The sequence below is a fragment of the Phycisphaerales bacterium genome, assembly GCA_029268515.1.
Lineage (GTDB): Bacteria > Planctomycetota > Phycisphaerae > Phycisphaerales > SM1A02 > JAQWNP01.
In genome coordinates, this window is sequence record JAQWNP010000014.1 from 84670 (window position 1) to 104401 (window position 19732).

At 50.8% G+C, this 19732-nt stretch carries 18 protein-coding genes; 10 read left to right on the plus strand and 8 right to left on the minus strand.

What is annotated here, in order from left to right; translation table 11 throughout:
• The first annotated feature begins 127 nt into the window (after positions 1-127).
• The 8 genes from P8J86_09580 to P8J86_09615 are packed head-to-tail and all read left to right on the plus strand — an operon-like array spanning position 128 to position 10273.
• On the plus strand, positions 128-1144 hold the full coding sequence (locus P8J86_09580; GenBank protein MDG2054945.1) for a VWA domain-containing protein: 1017 nt from the start codon (positions 128-130) through the stop codon (positions 1142-1144).
• Complete coding sequence (locus tag P8J86_09585; protein ID MDG2054946.1) at positions 1141-2283, plus strand: hypothetical protein; 1143 nt, start codon at positions 1141-1143, stop codon at positions 2281-2283. Before P8J86_09580 ends, P8J86_09585 begins: the two co-directional genes overlap by 4 nt.
• A complete protein-coding gene (locus P8J86_09590; GenBank protein ID MDG2054947.1) occupies positions 2280-3050 on the plus strand; it encodes a MotA/TolQ/ExbB proton channel family protein in 771 nt (256 codons plus the stop codon). Before P8J86_09585 ends, P8J86_09590 begins: the two co-directional genes overlap by 4 nt.
• Entirely contained in the window at positions 3047-3481 is a 435-nt protein-coding gene (locus P8J86_09595) for a biopolymer transporter ExbD (protein MDG2054948.1), read from the plus strand. Before P8J86_09590 ends, P8J86_09595 begins: the two co-directional genes overlap by 4 nt.
• Positions 3478-3897, plus strand: a complete 420-nt coding sequence (locus P8J86_09600) for a biopolymer transporter ExbD (protein MDG2054949.1) — start codon at positions 3478-3480, stop codon at positions 3895-3897. Before P8J86_09595 ends, P8J86_09600 begins: the two co-directional genes overlap by 4 nt.
• Positions 3881-6529, plus strand: coding sequence for a hypothetical protein (locus P8J86_09605; GenBank protein MDG2054950.1), 2649 nt, complete (start codon positions 3881-3883; stop codon positions 6527-6529). Before P8J86_09600 ends, P8J86_09605 begins: the two co-directional genes overlap by 17 nt.
• Positions 6526-9504 (plus strand): hypothetical protein, encoded by a 2979-nt coding sequence (locus tag P8J86_09610; GenBank protein ID MDG2054951.1) that lies wholly within the window; start codon positions 6526-6528, stop codon positions 9502-9504. Before P8J86_09605 ends, P8J86_09610 begins: the two co-directional genes overlap by 4 nt.
• On the plus strand, positions 9497-10273 hold the full coding sequence (locus P8J86_09615; protein MDG2054952.1) for a hypothetical protein: 777 nt from the start codon (positions 9497-9499) through the stop codon (positions 10271-10273). Before P8J86_09610 ends, P8J86_09615 begins: the two co-directional genes overlap by 8 nt.
• A 51-nt stretch (positions 10274-10324) precedes the next feature.
• Here the strand turns inward: P8J86_09615 and P8J86_09620 are convergent, their stop codons facing one another.
• Complete coding sequence (locus P8J86_09620) at positions 10325-10786, minus strand: hypothetical protein (GenBank protein MDG2054953.1); 462 nt, start codon at positions 10784-10786, stop codon at positions 10325-10327.
• A 175-nt stretch (positions 10787-10961) separates the two neighbouring features.
• Here P8J86_09620 and P8J86_09625 point away from each other — a divergent pair, with 175 nt between their 5' ends.
• Positions 10962-11762 (plus strand): DUF2064 domain-containing protein, encoded by an 801-nt coding sequence (locus tag P8J86_09625; GenBank protein ID MDG2054954.1) that lies wholly within the window; start codon positions 10962-10964, stop codon positions 11760-11762.
• Between the two features lie 11 nt (positions 11763-11773).
• A complete protein-coding gene (locus P8J86_09630; GenBank protein ID MDG2054955.1) occupies positions 11774-12292 on the plus strand; it encodes a response regulator in 519 nt (172 codons plus the stop codon).
• 28 nt (positions 12293-12320) lie between these two features.
• On the opposite strand, the gene P8J86_09635 is transcribed toward P8J86_09630, so the two are convergent.
• From P8J86_09635 to P8J86_09665, 7 genes are all read right to left on the minus strand, one after another.
• Positions 12321-12527, minus strand: a complete 207-nt coding sequence (locus P8J86_09635) for a hypothetical protein (GenBank protein MDG2054956.1) — start codon at positions 12525-12527, stop codon at positions 12321-12323.
• 146 nt (positions 12528-12673) lie between these two features.
• Positions 12674-14029, minus strand: a complete 1356-nt coding sequence (locus tag P8J86_09640) for a hypothetical protein (GenBank protein ID MDG2054957.1) — start codon at positions 14027-14029, stop codon at positions 12674-12676.
• The gene (locus tag P8J86_09645) at positions 13984-15615 is read right to left on the minus strand and encodes a glycosyltransferase (protein MDG2054958.1); all 1632 of its coding nucleotides are present in this window, start codon (positions 15613-15615) and stop codon (positions 13984-13986) included. The genes P8J86_09640 and P8J86_09645 overlap by 46 nt, the downstream gene beginning before the upstream one ends.
• A 53-nt stretch (positions 15616-15668) precedes the next feature.
• Positions 15669-16490, minus strand: a complete 822-nt coding sequence (locus tag P8J86_09650; protein ID MDG2054959.1) for a type II secretion system protein — start codon at positions 16488-16490, stop codon at positions 15669-15671.
• Positions 16491-16508: 18 nt separating this feature from the next.
• Complete coding sequence (locus P8J86_09655) at positions 16509-17336, minus strand: hypothetical protein (GenBank protein ID MDG2054960.1); 828 nt, start codon at positions 17334-17336, stop codon at positions 16509-16511.
• Positions 17333-17902: an RNA polymerase sigma factor gene (locus P8J86_09660; GenBank protein MDG2054961.1), complete on the minus strand. Its 570-nt coding sequence runs from the start codon at positions 17900-17902 to the stop codon at positions 17333-17335. Before P8J86_09660 ends, P8J86_09655 begins: the two co-directional genes overlap by 4 nt.
• Before the next feature lie 93 nt (positions 17903-17995).
• A complete protein-coding gene (locus P8J86_09665) occupies positions 17996-19720 on the minus strand; it encodes a CRTAC1 family protein (GenBank protein MDG2054962.1) in 1725 nt (574 codons plus the stop codon).
• Positions 19721-19732: the final 12 nt, after the last annotated feature.

Below are 19732 nucleotides of genomic sequence, written 5' to 3' on the forward strand. Positions count from 1 at the left end.
GGGCATTGGACTCACCCTCACCCAGCCCGTCAAGACTACCTGAAAGCCGGCTCCAGGGTACCTATGATGATACCGACCCCGGCAGAAAGTCAGTACGGTGGTCAATGATCCTGTCGATGGAGGGCATGTGACCCAAGAACCACGCCAAACTGAAGACACAACCCATCTGAGGCGCGCGGTCCACGATTTGCGATCCAGGATCGATGAATTGCAACAGGAGCAGGCTCAGTCATCTCGACGGCGGTTGGTCAATTTAGCCATTTTTGCGGTGGCTTTGGCCATTGTGGTTCACATTGGAATCATGGTCTATCTCAATCTTCTCACACGAGATGAAGCAGGCGCGCCGGAGCGGATCAGCCAAGATATTGAAATCGCCTTTCTTGATCAGGAAGAGCTTTCTCAATTGGAGGACAGTGATTTAGACGACCAGCTGTCGGAAGACACCATGACTACGGATGTGGTGCTTGACGCGGAGCCATTTATCCAGCTTGAGGCGGATGCTGTGGATACACAGCTTGCTACGAACAGTAGTAATATCGCGCCGGCACTGGGCGGTGCTGGCGGTGGTGGGGGTGGTTGGGGCAATGGTATGGGTGGTGGTGGCGCATCGACAACCTTCTTTGGTGTCACCAGCCGTGGCTCTCGGTTTGCATATGTTGTTGATCGATCTGGTTCAATGGGTGGTAATTCAACGGGTGGCATGCAAAAAATATCGGTTGCACTGAGGGAGTTGGCTCGCTCAATTACCAGCTTGCCTGATTCAGCAGAGTTCTACTTGTTGTTCTTCGACAGTACATTTTCCGCACCACCCATGCAGAAGGACTGGATGCCGGCAACACCCTATTCGGTGCGCAATGTCGTTCGATGGCTCAATCAGGTAGCACCAGGCGGAGGGACCCATCCGCGCGGCGCCTTCCAGCACTTGTTTGCAATGGAAGAGCGGCCAGATGTGATCTTTTTCTTAACGGATGGAAAGCTGCAGGGGTTTACTTCGGGTGCGCTTGCAAAACTTAACAGCTCTGGGAAGCGCGTCGTGATCAATACGATTGCTTTCGGTTCTGATGCGGAGCAGAAAGTGCTTCGGGATATGGCTCGTGACTCAGGTGGCGAGTTTCGCTTCGTAAGTACTGGAGCACGCCCATGATCTGGAACTCTCAAGTTGGGCAAATTCTCATATGTCTGTTGGCCGTGGTTCTGATGAGTTCAGATGTAAAGGCTGACTCAGTAGATCGACGTGCTGGCGGTACGCCGATCGAAGGAGACATCAGGCAGATTACGCAATCAGGTGTTCAGATTCGTGATAAGAATGGAGTGACACACACAATTCCTTGGGATCGAATTCGTGATGTGCAGATGACCTATCGGGATCCAAGGCTTGAAGATTTTCTTCCCATGGCGGAGGCGTTATGGCGTGCTCGTACTCGTCTTGAGCGAGGTGATCGTACGCTTGCGGAACCAATCTTTTCACGGATCTTTACGCAAACGAGAGGTCAAGATCATGAGACCGCGTTGATGGTTGCTGAAGGCCTCATGCGCGCTCGCTTAGCTCGTGGGGCGAATGCTGCGGCAGTTTTACCGATGCTAGAGGTCATACGCTTACGTCGAGCGGGTATTCGTTCTGATAGCTTTTCAATGCTGCCTGACATGTTCGATGAAGTCGTATCTGGTGAATCATTGTGTGTGCAACTACCGCCTCTGTTTGCTCGGACAGAGAGTCTTCAGTCATTGGTTAAGGCGATTGATTCATATGATGCTCTGGGAGATACATATGTAGAGCATCTTGCAAAGAGCTATAGGCGAGCTGCTGAAGCAGCACTGTATAGCGGGCAGGCCACAGAGGATCGTACGAAGGGCCATCGCCACTTTATTGATGATGTAATCGACGCGCACTGGAAGGTCGCTGCTCAATCACCATCACGTTCATTCCGATCTCAGTCTGACCTGGATGGGCAGCTTGACGAGCTGCCGCAGTGGGCGAAAATTTGGGCTTTGTATGCCCTTGGTGTTCAGAAGATGGGCTCTTCCGATCTCCAAAATCGCGATCGCGGTTTGGTGCAGTTAGCAAGCGTCGCATCCAACCGGGCAGATGAGTTTCCTTACATTACGGGATTAGCGCTAGATCGTTTGGCGACGGAGCTCGAGCAAGATGGGCAGTTGGATTCTTCTCTAAGTTTGCGTCGGGAACTTCAGGTGCAGCTGCCACGTCACCCAATTCAACAACAAATTCCACCTTTGAAAAGAACAGTGGCTGATCGAGAAGAGCCGCAAGAGGATACCCAATGACTTCTATTGTGTTTGTGAATCTACTCGGAACGGTCGCGCCTGCTTCAGCAGAAGCATCATCTTGGTTTGACACCATTATTGCAGGCGGATTGGTTGGTTTTATTATTTTAGGCTTGAGTGTTGTTGCTTTGGCTTTGGTCATTATTCACCTTGTGCAGATTCGTCGCACTGCTTTGTTGCCACCAGATCAAGTTGCGGCGCTCGATGCCATGTTGGCTGCTGGTGATGTCAACGGGTCACTCGAATATTGTCTTGCGCCGGAGAATGATTCTTATTTGGTCCGAATTATGGCAGCAGGCCTTGGTCGGTATCAGCGTTCTGCATTCGGTGCCTTCGAAATCAAGAATGCCATTGAAGAAACGGGTGAGGATCAGACTGCTCGCCTCTATCGATCAACTGACGGCCTTGGGCTTATTGGGACTATCGCACCTTTATTGGGATTGCTTGGCACGGTACTCGGCATGGTTGGCGCATTCCAATCAATTTCCCGCGGTGCTGGTGGACAGCACGAGGAATTAGCGGGAAGTATTTCTCTGGCATTAGTGACGACTCTACTTGGCCTCATTTTAGCGATTCCATGCGTCGCTCTTTTTACTTACTTTAGGAATCGCATTGATAGTTTGACTTCAGAAGCAGCAAATGAAATTGAACGTTTGATCATCTATTTAGAATCTGGTGTTGGCACTGGCGGTGGGCAGCAGATGCCGCCGGGCGCGCAGCCGCATCGACCAGTTTCACCGGCATCGCCAGGCAGAGTTATTAAATGAGGTTTCAACCCCGCAACGATCAGTCTCGTGTTTCAGCGATGGAGCTTACGCCCATGATCGATGTGGTATTCCTGCTTATTATTTTCTTTATGCTGACTGCTCAGTTTATGAAAGAGACGCGTGCTGAGTTGGATTTGCCTGAAGAGGTTGGTGAGCAGCTTGAGTTTCCGGAAGAATCTGGGCTTGTTATCAATGTCACAAGAGATGGTGGCATCATCCTGTCTACGCAGGAAGAGCCGATGAACATTGATACTTTTGAGATGGTGTTATTGGCAGCAATGACTCAAGATGCAGGTCTTACTGATGTGACAATACGTGTTGATCGCAATGCAACTTCTGGCGTACTCAATCGAGTTATTAAGCGACTTAAAGAGCAAGGCATCGTTAATGCGAGAATTGCCACTGCGGTGCCACAAGGACGTGGTCCATGAGTCGCCGAAGAAAAAAGAGCCGAAGGCGTGTCGATCGAGTCGCAATCAGCTTGAGTAGCATGATCGATGTGACATTTCTACTTTTGCTCTACTTCATGATTACAACCATTATTATTGAGCCAGAGGATCGTCTTCGTCCTCAGCTGCAAACAAGTAGTGAGTCTAATGCTGGAAGTCAGTTGCTCGATCCTCAAATTATTGAGGTAATCAATATCGAAGGTACACCGGTTTATCGAATTGGTGCCAGGGCAATGGCATCGCGCCAAGAGCTTGGTGATTTGCTCCGCCAACTGCCTAAGAGCGAAGGTCTTTTTGTGAAGGTTTATGATCGTGTTCCAGTTGGATTTGCAGTCGCTGCACTGCAAGAAGCAAATGATGCAGGTTTCGCCCAGGTGACATATGTGCCTTCTGAGTAGCACCTTGTTTATTTCGGTTGTGATGGGTATGACCGGGTTGCAGCCAGCGGCCTCGCATGACGCCGTTTCTTCTTGGCTGGAACGACATGGCTTGGTGAGGCAACTTGCTATCCATCTTGAAGATCAATTGCCGTCATTACCAGCGAGCGAGCGCCCAGCATTTTTGCTCCGACTGGCTGAACTGTATGGTCTCCTTCTAGAGTCTGAAAATGAGGCACAGTCGCGGGAGGAATTAGAGCGAAGAGGGCGTGCGCTGTTAAGAAAGATCGGGCCCAATACGACCAGTGCGCTCACCTTGCGACTGGCCTTGGCTCGAGGCGCCTATCGTGGTGCGGAACGTTTGTCAGAACGTTGGCGTTTTCGAGCAGTCAGTGATCAAGATGAATCCTCCATTCGCGCTCTCTTTGAGGATGTCATTACAGATCTTTCAATGTTGGGTAATGAGATATCTCGCGAACTATCGACGGCGAAGCGGCGACTGGAGAATTCATCTCGCAGTGCAGCGGCGGTTGAAGTAGACCGCGTGCGACAGCTTGGCTCATTAAGAATTGAGGTGCAGTTCCTTTTAGGTTGGTCCAAGTATTACGCTGCTTGGCTGGGTGGTCCATCGCAACGCTTGCCCGAAGCAAGGGCCATTTTCTGGTCACTCCTTGAGCCGAATCAGAGTTTTGCGAGTCCTGATAAGGTGGCCAAGAGTTCACTTGAGGTCGAGTATCTTGCTCGTTCTGTACTTGGGTTGGCTTTAATATCGAGCCGCAGCGGTCAACTAAAAAAAGCATTGCAATGGCTGGAGCTCCTGGAGGCAAATGATGTCTTCGAGAGTGTTCGTAACCAAGTGCCGACCTGGCGATTGGCAATTCAGCTTGAGCAGGGGCATTATGATCTGGCGCGGAAAATGATAGAGAAGCTGGTCCAGCAGGAGAGCGATCTGGCTCTCGCTGCAGTTGATGATCCTGTTGCCTCGCAGGTCGCATGGCTGCGTATGGCTGCGGTTGCTGGTCTATCTAGCGAGCCCCAAACAGAAACAAGCCGGCAGTTTGCTCGATGGGCTATTACCGAATTAGCTGTTCAGGAGCAGATGCAATCGGTTCTCGAGTTGGCTCGTCGCTTTGGCAGTGCTGCCATGGGAAAATCTGGATTTGCTATTGAATATGTCAATGCAGTGATGGCCTACTATGACCTGCGACAGAGGCACGGTGCGGAGGAACCAACTGAAGATCCTGAGCTTCTTGCGCTGTATGCGACAGTGGCGGAACAGTTCCAGGCTGCATTGGAGAGTCCCGATCGTTTGAACTATTCGGAAGCGATTATTGATGGTGAGCGTTTGCTCGCCTGGTCAGAGTATTTTCAGGGGCATTGGGAGCGTGCGGCAACACTCTTTGAGAAAGTATTAAATCAACAACGCCCTCCAGCATCGGCTGATGCTCATTGGATGACAATCGTTTGTCTTGATTTACTTCGCAAAGATGCGCCAGATCAGGTGGATACCGAGCATCTTGGCGGGTTGGTCGAGTCATTCCTGCAAATGTATCCAATGGACCAGCGGGCTGGTCAGCTGGTATTGCATCAAGCATTGAATCAAACCGCTGTATCTCAGCAAGCCGTTGATCGTCTTCTTCAAATTAGTTATGAAAGTGACGTCTACGATCAAGCACAGCAGCGGGCCGCTCAGATGCTCTATCAAATGTTTCGAGACTCAGAAGGATCTGAGCGGTTAGGTTTTGCCGCACAGTATCTGGCGATAGCGTTACCGCTGATCACAGAAGATGCGGAGCGAATGAATGTGATCAGTAAGTTGGATGTCGATCGTTTGATTGCACGCTGTAGGCGTGTGTTGGATGTATCGTTAACCAAAGATGTCCGTCGAATGACTGCGGCCCGGCAAGCGTTGGGCGTTCTGGACATTGAGGAAATTGCCGAACAGTTGGAATCCTCAGAGATCGCCAACGAGCTCATCTACCTTCGCCTCAAGGAGAGGTTGTTTAGTGACGATGCTGATTCGGCACGCAAACTGGCTCAACAACTATATGAGAAGGAGCCGGAGGGGCTCTGGTCTCGGCAGGCTGCTCGTTTGATCTTCCGCGCGGCGATCGCTCGTAGGAAGGAAAACGCAGACAATCGTGACATTGATCAGGATGTCATGAAATACGGTGTGCGTATTCTTGATGAATATGCCAATGAGAACGAATCGCTGAAGCGTCCGAGTGTGCGGCAGTACACAATTGAAGTGGCGCGTAGTGCGTTGGAAGTCTGGGAGCGCAGCCAGGATCCGGAGGCGGGAGCGCTCGCGAGCAAGCTGTTCGGATCGCTACTGGAAGCATTCCCTAAAGATAGGTCCTTCTTGCGTGCATCTGCGGTTCTGTCGCAGTCACAGGGCGATTGGAGGGCTGCGATTGCAGCATGGCGCCGTCTTGTTAATGGCTTGCCAATGGATAGTGATGGGTGGTACGAGGCGAAGTATCAACAGATCAGAATTCTTGCAGAACATGACCCGAAGGCAGCGCAAGACGTGATGCGCCAATTCAAAGTGCTCCATCTTGATATGGGGCCTGAGCCATGGGGCGATTTGATGCGAGAATTGGATGCAGAGTTACAGATCACAGATCAACCTATCTCAGGTGGTGCCTTATGAAAGAGAAGTCGGGCAAAAGTCCCTGTCAGTTCTTTCTTGGTGTCAGTGAAGATGCTGATGACAGGACGCTGCTTGGCCTTGCCGGTGGCGTCATGACGGTGGATATGATCGAGTTTGCTTTGCGGCAACGTCTTATGGCGGTCTATCGTCATCCGCAAGGGCGGTCGCCTGAGGCTGATTTGGTTAAAAACAAACTACGTCAAGCGGCGTTGGTTCTGAGACGTCATGTCACGACAAAGGAACAGATACAACAATCAGCTTCGGCAGAAGCTCAGGATGCGGCATCGCGCGTGCGAGAGCCTTTGCGACGTATGAAGGAATCACGGCGCAGTGTTGCAAGCCAGCCGCAATTGACAGAATTTGATCGTTCGGTCATGGCGATACTCATTAGTAGTGGAGGTTGGAATAATGTTAGTCGAGGTCGTCTCATTGCCTTGGCATCAGCCAACCGAGTGCCGGTGGAGGCGCTTGGGAAAATTGTGACTGGCCTCGGTCAATATGCTCGATCAGGTTCTGGTCTCATGGCCCAGACGCTTCAAGATTCGCGGCGCGTTGATCCACTTCTATCAGGGCAGGGAAGGTCTCCTTATGCCAACAGAAAGTTGGAGCCGTCGGGATTCCTGGCTCGCGCCTTAGACATAACCCTAAAAACATTTTCACCTACTGATACAGGCTCTTTAGTGAGGTTCATCACACTCTTTGCCTTGATCGTTGTCTTCATTGGCATCCTCTTGATGCAATGGTTCGTTAAAACTGATGACAAACAGCAAGCTGAGCTTCGTTACAAAGAACCTCAACCGGCAATAACGCGCGTCGATGAGACGAATCAGAACACGCGGGCGATTGATGTAACGCCTTCGAAGTGGTTAGCGACATTTGCTCAACGGCCAACACTGGGCTTCTGGCTGTCGCCGCCAGCTGCAGCCGAAGCCGCTGATAAAGCTTCCATATTTGAATCGAACTTAAATAATCTAGCGAAGAAACTTGAGCAAGGGTCAAAAGATCGTTCTCAAGTAGTCGGCTCATGGTCGGAAACGCTGGATCAAATTTCGAGGGGCTGGCTGCTAATGGATCGTCGCAGTCAGTATCGCCTTCGTAATGCAGTGATTGAAGTATTGGTTGCTGCCAGTGGCGATCCAGAAATGGTATCTCAGCTGATTGCTCGAATAGCGCCTTCTCAAAAACGTACGAGTACGCCATTAGATTTGTGGTCTGGTGCTTGGCGAGCAGGCATGCTCGGGGAGATATCTGGCAGCGATGTCATTGCGCCCAGTATTGTCCAAGAGGCACAGAGTCAGCTGTCGGTTTCTCTCTATGGCTTGCCACCGAGTGTTCAACGTAGCTTTGAAAACACGGCAAGGTGGTGGCTTGATTCACAGATTACGGCTCTTTGTGATGGCACCGAATTCCTCGAAGATGGTTTAGATCGTTGGGACGCTTACTTAAGGGCTCATGATGCCATTGTCTTAGCCTCGCCATCTGGAACCAAGCATGGCGCTCTTCAGCAGCTCTCAATTGTGCAGGCACTGCGCATGCTGATGTCGAGTAATACGGACTTGGGTAGGTCTGGCCCATCGCAAGATGTCATGGGGCGGCTGCTTGAAGAACTGGATTTGTCCCGTAGCCTTGAGGCGAAGCAGGGACTTTTATCATTGTTTGAAAATGATTCTGTGACTTCCAACGATCTTTGGGTTCTTACGAGCCTTCTCAGTACGTTTGATTACGCGCCCTGGTTTTCTCAGGAGTTTGTGCTTGCTCCAGATGCGAAGATAGAGCAGCGTAGCCAACTGCGATTAGCCATTGAAAAAGCATGGCCTGAACTTGCAATTGGTGTCAGCCCGCGATGGAATCTATTGGGAGAGCAAGCACCCATTGATGCAGTTGTAGCCGAGCAATGGTTGGTACAGGCAGAGCAGTTGATGAGGCAGCCCGAATTGATGCGTCATGAGGACCTTGTGAGGCAAGCTTGGGCGTTTGCATGGCTGAACCAAGCAGCGGCGGCTATCGCTAGGAATCGGGAGTCAGAGGCCCAAATGGGAATGCAACGTGTGACGGAGTATGCTCAGCAGCCGCTGGCCCCGGTGGTTGCGCCTACGGTGACTACAGGCGTTTTGGATGATGCTTGGGCCTCGAAATTTCGGAAGGCTAGAGAAGAGGTAGAAGAGCGACTTTATCTTCTCGGAGTGCTTCGGGCAGCGCCCGAGACCATTGACGTTGGTGAGGAGGGCGCCCAATTACTCGCCGAGGCAGCCTATTTTGCTCGTCCAGAGGAGGTCCGAGATGAAGTTCAGGCACTCTTGGTATCTCGATATCAATCAGACTACTCAATAGCAATGGCGCTCTTGGAGGAGTTGTCTGATGCCCCTCGCTCAGCTTCAACCAGTGTCTTTATTCAGAACTACACACTTCATATTCTGCCCGCGTCGCATTCTGATCTCTGGGAATCAGAAGTGAGATTTTCACTGCTCAGGCACATTTTAATGATGCGTCGCCCAGAAAATAGTCAGATTGATAAAGCCGCCGAAGAGCTGGCAAAGGCATATGTGGCCCAGGCTCAGCTGGTCGGGCCTCGAAATACGACGCTGAGCACAAACAATCCAGGCGAAGCGATCAAAATGTTAGTGCAGCGATGGGACGACAAGATTGCTGGCGTCAGTCTTCCGCCGATTTCAGAAGATAATCGAGCCGATTTAGTGCGATGGGATGCTGCACGAAGAGCATTGGCCCAGGGGCCAATTCAGACTCTTGTGGCTGACCAGATTCGGGTTTTAGAAATACTCGCGTTCTTCGTAAAAACAGAACATCCAGCATCTCATGATCGTGTTGATGCTTTACTTGCGAACACGCTGGTAAAGCGAGGTGGTGATGAGCACGTTCTTCATCAGCTCGTTGAGGTTGAGCGCGCTATTGCAGCACTTTGGCGAATTCGATTGGCTGCATGGTTAGAGTCAATTGAGGAGGAAACCGATGGGTAATATCAAGCGAATCGCTGGGGTCGCTATTTTGGGATTGGCTTTGACGAGTTTGTCGATTGCGCAGGTTGTACTTGTGGACGATGGGCTCAAAGTTCGTCTCGGTGAACTAGATCCTAGGGTTCCAATGCGCTACTTTGAACTTGCTGAAGAAGTGGCCGATTTTAGCTCTGAAGTGGAACCCACTGCATTAGCAAAGAAGCTTTTTGCATTGGCTGGTGGACTCGATCCTCAGCGTTTAGGAAGAAGTAGTTGTCTGGCATTGGCTGGATTAGAAGAAGACCATCAGAGAAGAAAACGACTCATCATGCTTGCGAATATGCTGGACAGGCAGTCATTGCGGCCGCAGGTCGGCTCGACCGGTGAATTACTATCTCGAAATCGTCCTGATGCGCTTGCAGTTGCAACAGCCATTTCGGCTTATCGAAATGGCAATGGCCAGGACACCATTAGGATTCTGAAAGTGCCGGCTCGGCTAGCGCTGCTCAAACAAGTTGAGCATCTCATCCCAGGCGGTACTGATCGTTTGCTTGCAGAGGCAGCACGATATCAGCGGGGCAAAAGGCCACTGTTGTCGCAGGAAGAAATTAATAAGCTTCTGGAACTTGAGCTGGCATTGCTCGTGAATGATCAACGAAGTTGGGGCAGTGAGTTGCTTCTTACGCAGGGGGCGCCGTTAGTGGAGGCCGATCCATCTCGATTAGCTGAGACCCTTGGTGTGGATATTAATCGGCCTTACTTTCGTGATGGTGCATGGGTTAACCAACCATGATTTGTCGTCGTTGGTTATGAGCATGCATCCCATCGCATGATGAAGGCAATCTTATTTTGAGTCGAGTGAAGCGAGGTGGCGCAGTCGGTAACGAATGATCTCCTTGAGATCATCCAGTAGGCCCGCTGCTGGAATAGACCAAACAGCCCACGTCGTATCAAATGGACTGGCGCCCAGATCAAGGCCGTCACGAATCGCTCTCTTGAGTCGTTTGAATGGAACGGACTCAATGAAGCCAGGTGGCAAAGGAATGGCCATCTGTACATCTTCAGGTGCTGGAATGAGGATCGCCATTGGATCCTCAAGTCCGGGGAGCATGTAAGCAATAGTCCATTGCCAACAGGGGCCAAACCAAATCAGCGTCTCGCTGACATCGGGTGTTTCAAGTAGATAGGCGCGAATTGTGTCAAATGGCGCTTCCCCAGCTTCTTCAATGTCGCTGCGTAGTTCCTGAACAGATGGTGTATTAAAACTGTCTTTCCAAGGCAGCCTTTTTTCGTTCCAATGGTTCACCCGTTTGCTCCTCGTGCCATGGTGGATGCAGGTGTTGCTTCTGTGGTTAGATCAAGCGGGGCATTGTAGGCGATGATGAGGTGCATCGCATAGCCAGATAGAATGCACCGACTAGATTGGTCTTCGTGAGGCCTATTTGAGCCCGCGATGGCTTTTATTGAGCAGAAAGGCGTGAATGAACAAAAGTGCGGAGCAACCTGTGGCCATCGTGATGGCAAAGTTCCCATCGCCGGGGCAGGTAAAGTCACGGCTATGTATGGGTGGGGCACTGACGCCCGTCGAGGCTGCTGATGTGGCGAGGCTCATGTTGCGTTGTGTTGTCACACGGGTTTCTCGGCGATGGCCGACCATCGTTGCCACCAGTCCTGATGATGAGCTACCTGCGATGGAGTCGATACTTGCGGATCTGGATCAAGCCAACGCTGTTGAAGTGATTGGGCAAGGCCGAGGCACACTTGGTCATCGCATGGACCGCATTTGGGAAGCGTATGGGGGCCAGCAGGGCATCGCCTTTTTTGGTGGTGATGCGCCTGATATCCCTGATCGTTATTTTGATCTTGTTGACTCGTTTTTGTCTAACGAAAAAGATGACCTGGCGGCATTGGGCGGTGCGCCCGATGGGGGCTACTGGACTTTGGTATCTAAACGCTATGCTCCACAGCTCCTTGAGGGTATTCCTTGGTCTTCAGATGCGGTCTTCTCGGTCACCTGCCAACGTATCCATCAGCTTGGCCATCAGCCCGTCATTTTCCCTGATTGGCCAGATGTCGATACCTTTGACGATCTGAAGAAGCTCTATCATCGGCTCTCAGAAAGCCAGGGTGAAGGTGTCCGTATCAACAAGAGCTTCAAGCCGGGGCTGAGTGGCTATGATGAGACACTGATGCGGGTCATGGAGTCCCTGCATAAAGGCATTGGCAGACTGATTTCGGATGATGCTACATTTCATTCACAGCCGCAATCAGATGAATCTTAGGGAGTTTCAGCGTGCCAGATCTTCCTGTTGATATGACCCTTGAACTCGAAGCCGTCGATTTGTCTGAGTCTTCGATTCTGCTGGTTGATGACAACCTCCAGAATCTCGAATTGATGCAGGCCTATTTGGAAGAGTTGCCATGCAGCATTCGTACCGCTCATGATGGCCTCGAGGCGATTAAGTCAGTTGATGCTGACTGTCCTGACATGGTATTGCTTGATGTCATGATGCCACGCATGAGTGGCTTTGAGGTTTGTCAGCGGATCAAATCTGCTCCATCAACACGCGACATAATCGTGATCATGGTGACAGCGCTTCATGAAGTAGGGGATTTTGAGCGCGCTGTCGAATGTGGTACCAATGATTTTATAACGAAGCCGGTCAACAAATTAGAATTGCTGACTCGAGTCCGATCATTGTTAGAGCTTGCCTTGGTGAAGCGGCAGTACGATAAGCTGATCGCTATCAAGCAGGGAGCTGGCCTCGACCAACGCGGAAGTGGTCCGGAGTCATCTGTTGACGCAGATTAGTTCTCTTGTGTCACATACGTAACAGATATCAATGACATGCTCGCCTTGTTGTCGTCGCTGAAAAGTTATGCAGTCGCTGCCATCCAGGCATTGAAGGTTGTTTGGGATGTGTGGCATGCTCAAGATGGGACAGGTAGTCCCGAAGCGAAGCAAGATCAAAAGAACGAAGCCAGTTTTTTGGGGCGGTCGGATTGATTGCTTGTATTGAGTCTATTGCCTGAGTTTTTGTGATCATTGCTTGGGCTCCCTCATTCATTGGACAGGAAGCATCGGCTGGTTCTGTGTTTTGTATTGAATGGATAACTGCATGGGGACCTGCAGTTACTGCGCTAGACGTTAGTGCCGCCTGTCGAAAATAGGTTTCTGTCTCTTGTCAGGCGGTTAGACGCTCGGTGTTTCAATTTTGATTTCATTGGACTGAAGATACATTTCCTTATTGATCTTTTCGCCATGGGCGTCAAATGCCATAATTGTGATGTAGTAGATCTCACTCGGATCGAGTTCAAGTGTGACTTGGGTATCTTCTGTTTGTATTAAGTCCACATCGTGCGGGGGCATTTGATACAACGCGTCATACATCTCAGGTTTCCAACCAGCGTCAGATGTCCAAAATGGCTTGGCTTTTTTGTTTCCCGACCATCGTTGATAACTCCAATTGCGGGACTTGGAGCCAACGTAGACGCGATAACCAATCAAGTCGCCATCGACGTCGATCGAGGGAGACCAGCTGATCGTCGCTTTGACTGAGCCGGTTTCTTGCGAGGGCTCTAGCTTGACGCGATCAAAACTTGGTGGGCCTGGCTGATAGAGGTAGGGCGCGTCCTTGTAAGTCCAGTCTCCTGGAATGGCAGCATAATCTTCCCAGCCATAGTTGAACTCACCGGAGAGAGGTGCGTCTTTTTTGAATTTATAGTAGCGCCCATTGCCTCCACTGTTATGGAAACAGTGAATTGAGCGGTATGGCGAACCATTCTTGCGAACGCCACCATTGACTCGAAGTTCATATCGGTACGGTAGGGCGTCGATCCATCCGGGGTTTTCACTCAGTTGCTTCCACGAGGGAATGGTCCCATCATCGTTGAACAAAACGATGCCATTGCCACCAACCGAGTCTGCCCCAAAATAGTGCCATGCATCGTCGTAGTAAACCTCGGCGCTGCACTTGATTCCGAATTGAACTAGACGGGCGTCATATCCAGCAGCTTTCCAAAGATCGTAAACAACTCTTGCTGCATGCGTGCAATGCATTTCATTGACTTCTAGTAATACCAATGGGTCCCAGCAGCGTGTGCAGTCTTCATACATAGGACGGAGATGAGAGTGATAGCTGGCTCGATGAAGAAATTTCAGCATGGCCAGATGTCGTTGCTTGTTATTTTCTGCGTCTTTCGTAACAAGCTCAAACAAAGCTTTGAGCGCTTGTTGGCGATCTACGCCCGCTAGTTTTTCTTCAACTTCGGCGAGCATGGCATAGTCGTATCCACAGCCATCATCTTTATTGACTTCATAGCCGATGCGTTCGGGATCAAAGCGAGGATTTAAGAAATCAGATCCACGCAGCTCCATCGCTGTAGGGTCAAGGTTCTCAATGTACTGCTGCGTCTTGATCTGATCAACGGGCCAGAGAATCTGCGACCTTTGCGTGCTTTCTTTCTTGTCAGAGCAGTGGCAGAGCAAGAACGCGGCCATCGTTATCGTTGCAAGAACGGCTCTGTGTGAGAAGTCGATGTGTGGCATTCGATATCCGATTGGTTTTGAATTTTAAGATTTGGTTCTTTGGCGTTATCGGCCAAAAGCGTTCTCTCTTCCATTGCAACTTCCGGGTGTAGATTATGGCTGGAAGCCCGGTTTTGCAAGAATGTCTCTCGAACAAGGCTGATTCCAATTGCTGAAAAACTGACTGAAAACAAGAAGATAAAAGGTGATCCCACCAGTGTTCCGGGATAAATACAAGTGACTACAAAACAGGCCATTAAGAGAGTGCCTAAGAGTATCTCACTTATTCCTTGAGTCGAGAGAGCATGGGTCTTTGCTGAAGTAAGTGGGTGCTGACTATTGAACTTTGGGGTTCGCACAAACGGAGTGTCGTGACCAACCACCGCTTCAAAAACACCACGGGTAACAATTAAACAAATGCCGATGCCCAGTCCGAGCAGGATCGGTAGATTGAGTAAAGCTCGCAGACCTCGCTGCTGATTTTTGACTTGGGTCACCAGATAGAAAAGGCCTACAGCGCCCATGCCAAGAGTGAGAGAGCCGACCCCAAGGGTCAAAGCCAGCCATTGAGGGATCTCTGACAGTGTGGCAAGTGTGGCAGTGGCTGGGATGGCAATCAAGGCTAGAAAGGCGATGGCGATGTAAAGCACTGGTGATGTGAGGTGTAGAACTGCTTCAGTTTTGCAACGAATTGGCGCCGGAGACAGAACGATCTGCCTCACAAGTTTAATCGCTGTTTGGGTGAGTCCCTTGTTCCAGCGGCGTTGTTGGTTGCAGAAGGCTCTGACGGTTGGAGGCAATTCAGCGGCCACTGAGACGTCTGGCCGGTACATAAACTTCCATCCCTTTAGTTGTGCACGATAAGAAAGGTCTGTGTCCTCTGTCAGCGTATCTTGTTGCCATCCGCCAGCATCATCGATGCAAGTTTTTCGCCAAATGCCAGCAGTGCCGTTGAAGTTGAACCATCGACCAGTCATTGCGCGGAATCGTTGCTCGAGTAAGAAGTGACCGTCAAGCAATGTTGCCTGGGCTCTTGTCAGCCAGTTCATCTCGGCGTTGATGTGTGACCAGCGAGCTTGAACCATTCCAACCTTTGGATCATCAAACTCAGGAAGCATTTGATGTAAGAAGTCGGGCTTGGGTACAAAGTCAGCATCGAAGATAACCACGAGCTCGCCAGTGGCATGCTGTAGTCCATCTGCCAGTGCGCCAGCTTTGTAGCCCTGGCGGTGATTACGATGTCGATAATTGACGGGGTGGCCTTTTGCAGCAAAGTGATTTGCAGCGGCGGCGATCTGTTGTGCATCTTGTTGACTTGAGTCATCAAGAACCTGGATCTGAAGCCTCTGGGCTGGGTAGTCGAGTTGGCAGGCAGCATTGATGACGCGCTGCGCCACGTTCGCCTCGTTGTACATTGGCAGCTGTACCGTGACCCGTGGTAAATCAGCTGGTCTTTTGGATGCCCACCATTGCGGGTCAATGGTTTGAGACTCTTTTGGTCTGGCCAGTAGGCTCAGCAATACAGTGAGGCGATGCGCACCAAAGAGGCATATTGCAACCATTGGAGGAATATAAAGGCAAGCCAAGATCAGATGTGTTACTTGCATCAGATCTATCATCTTCCGGCGACGAGCGTCTTAGCAACCGCAGTTATGTTTTGTCAGTTCGTTGTATTGACGTCGCTCAGCAGATTGTCTTTCGTTGCTTCAATCAACGCATCGTGTGTGCTGGAATCAAGTCCGCACACAGACGCTGCAGGGGAGAGATGGCCAAATTTTCCATCTGGTCCGGCTGATACAAAACGAATGCGTCGATTGAGAGCTGGGCCATACTTCAGTTCTAAGTGTGTTTGCTCAGTACCGTCGGTATCCACTGTGCCAACTGGTGTAACAGTGGATGGAAGCGCAACACCAGGATGCGTGGTATAGATCGGTGATCCCCATGCATCGAGCAAGGCCAGCCGGCCGCCATAGTTACTGAGTTCTGAATCGGCCTGTGAATTTGGTGTAATCCAATTTGGCCTGGGTTGTCCTGATTCAGGATAGCGAAACAAAAGATCAGAATCGATCTTGGCAAGAATCGCTCGTGACTTGGGATTGCGGTTGAGTACCTCCAGCAAGTCACTAATCAAGTAAACATCAGTAGAGTCTTCGCACTGGCCAAAGTTGAGCCAAGGATCACTCATGTCAAAGTCATCTCTAGAGCCATTTGCACCATAGTCAGCACTTTGCCAAGTCAAGCTTCGGCCCGACTCTACTTCCCACTCTAATAGCGCGGTTTCAAGTAGCTCCATGGCAGCTTGTGTTCGCCTGATTTCAGATTGCTGCCAAATAGCCGAACCGACTCGAAGTGTGATGCCGGCAAGCAGGAGAATGATGCCAACCACAATGAGTAGTTCAATAAGTGTGAAAGCTTTTCGGGTTGCGTGATAGCTGCTCACATGGGTGGTGAGCTTCTGATCCAATAACAGTTGTTGTCTCATCGAGCTAATTCCTTAGAGTCAGGGGTCCCTGGCTTCTACTGGATTGTAGAACGAGTCCAGCAGGTAGGGCGACTCAAAGGGTGATAGTTCATAAAGAACGAGGTTATCGATGGTGCGGCGATGGAGGTGGAGGGGTTTTTGGACCGTCAGCGTCTCTGGCGGCATCTCTGCGGTTTGGCCAGATCGGTCTATAAACACGAGCAAAGGCTCTCCATCCACCCGGGCAAGCAGCTGGATCGTATCTGGCGAAAGGGTGTTGGAATAGGCCAGGCCCAGTGCCTGCATATTCTCTGGAAGGGCCGCCATAAGCAGTCCCTGGCCGTAGCGGTCCTCAAAGGTGTCCGTAAACTCTGCGTCATCGGCACAGATCCAGGTCGGTTCAAAGCCTTCATCGAGGCTCTCGGTGTAGACCGTGGCCAAGCTTCGCCAGGCTTGGGGGGGATACGTATTGTTGTTGGTTTGAGTGATGGAATAGGCATCCCATATCAGGGCAATTCCAACTGCTGCCATGAGCAGGGCTGCAACGGCTCCAATGATGGCACGCCGACCTCCTCCGGCTGAGATTGAGAATTTCAATGGAGCAGCCGCTTCATCCTGAGCCTTCTTGCACATCAGCGCAAAATGCTCAGACGAAGGTGGTTCAGCAATCCTCCTTATTGATACATTCACTTGATTTTGAATGTCGATCTCATTTTGAAGTGTCTGGTCTTCACTGACTACCTGTAAGAATGCTGATTCCTGCTCTGCACTCAGCAAGCCATCAAGATAATCATCCATCAGAGCACGGGCTTCGTGAGCAGACATGCCATGAGGAGGATTCGATGGTGATTGAGGTGTTTGCGTCATACAGTTGCCTCCTTGGTTGATGTTTCAGTCAACCAGGATCTCATTCGTTTTCGTGCACGGTGAACATGGCTCATCACAGTTCCTTCCGCCATATTCAATACTTGTCCAATCTTCCGGTAGGAATAGTCTTCCACGGTCCGAAGTAGAAGGCATGCCCGAGCATCGCTTTCCAGCCGCAGCAAGGCGGCTCGAGTTTGATCATCAAATGATTCAATATCACTAAAGAGTTGTCCCTTACCACTAATAATCGCATGCGGATGGAGGTGACTCGAATGAGTATCCGCTTCGATGAATTCTAAAGCATCGGCTGAGGCTCTCTGTCGTTTCTTTCGACGTGCCATATTGAGTGCTGAGAACCGTACAATTTGGCCCATCCAGGCCTTGAATTCAGTGTCTGGATCGAATTGTTTAAGCTTACGCAATCCAACCAATGCAGCTTCCTGGACCGCGTCTTCCGCGAGGTTTCGGTCCATGAGAATGCCATAGGCGATGCACCACAAAAATCTGGCTCCTTCCTGAAACCGCGTGGCAAAGTCATCTTCACTTAATACTCCTCTCCTAGGCATGGAGGTGGGCTCCGCGTTTTTGCTGGCCAGACCTGGCCTCCATAGGCAAATGTGCCCTTGTTGCTAGATCCTTGCAGTTTTTAGAGGGCTTTTTCACTTATTCTGATCTCCAGGTGCTTCAGATTGCCTGAGTCGATGCACTTGGTTGGCTTTGAGAGGGCCGAAGGTCGCTTGCGAGCCATCTTGCCAGCGAATCTGGACCTCTTTCAAAACGGTTTCTTCTCCTAAGCCCAGGTGTGTAATGGGGGTATTGGCAGCCAGATAGCTACCGTCGGTGCGAACCGAAATGAGTTGTTTTCCTCGGCCACTTGAAGCAAGAATTTGAGCCCCTAGGGCTGGAGCACCATTGTGATCAAGGATGACAAGATCGACCCAGTTGCCACGTTGTGCCACCTGATTACGGAGAAAAGATGCTGGGGCATCACGATTGACCACAATTACATCAATGCCTCCATCATTATCTAGATCACCGAATGCGGCCCCTCGACTCGTGGCGTATATCGGTTCTGCTGTACCGCCAAGGGGCATCACAGGCTTGAACCTTTTGCCATCGCCAGCAAGCAGCATATTTGGCTCTGCATAGACATCATCAGCCAGCGAATCGGGTGTCGCAGTGACAGTGCCATTGGCTTCGTAGAGATCAAGCAAGCCATCATTGTCGAAATCAAACAGGCCAAGACCAAACCGTGTGTAGGGGCGAGTGAGTGGTCGCAGTCCCGTCTTGCCTGTTGCATCAGTGAAGTAGTCGCCCTGATTAAAAAAGAGGGAATCCGATTCTCCACCGAGATTACCAATGAGTAAGTCTAGATCACCATCGGCATCAATATCTTTAATGTCAATGCCCATGCCCGCCTTTGCTTTTCCTTCTTCGTCCAGTGCGGTACCAAGTTGCATTGCGACATCTTTGAAATGTGCGTTGCCCATATTCATCCAAAGGCGGTCGGGTAGGCCATCATTGGCAACGGCCAGATCGATCAGTCCATCATGATTGATGTCAGCAGCGACCACGCCGAGTCCAGTGCCTGGCTTGATATGGATTCCTGCCTCGCTGGTGACATCTGCAAAGGTGCCATCGCCTTGATTGAGGTAAAGCGTGTCAATTGCAGGCGCGTTGTATTCGGCTGGTAGGCAGAAGTCCACGGCGCCAGCAGTATTGAAGCAGACGCGTTCACCGTCGACGGTCCAGTTCAGATAGTTGGCTTGAAATAGATCGAGGTCACCATCATTGTCGGCATCAAAGAAAGTGGCACCTGTGCCCCAGCCGGGATGCCCGACTTGAGCTTGTGCGGTGACGTCTGTGAAATGTCCAGTGCCATCATTATTGAGAAGCACATTGGGGCCCAGATTTGAGACATAGAGGTCAATATCACCGTCTTGGTCATAATCTCCGGTGGCGACGCCCATTCCATAACCAGTGTCTGAAGCGCCACTATTTGCCGTGACATTCTGAAAATTCCCGTGCCCATCATTTTGGAACAACGCATTGCCAATTGACTGCGTACGGCCTTCGCGTAGATTGCCGCCTTGCACGAAATAGACATCGAGATCGCCATCTCCCTCCATGTCGAATACGGCGACACCGCCGCCAATGATTTCGGGTAACAAGAAATCTTCGTTGTGGCCCGAATGCCATGTGAAGTCAAGTCCATTTGCTTTGGCCACTTCTTCGAACCAGGGTGGAGAATCTACTTCGGCTTTCGTGGGGCGTGGTTGGGTGGCGGGGATCGGATCTTTTTTGTCACAGCCCGCACCAAGGCAGCACAGAAGAGCAAGTGTGATTGAGCATAGCGACGCAGGGCGCATTCTTATGAGTTTCATTAATAGGGCTAA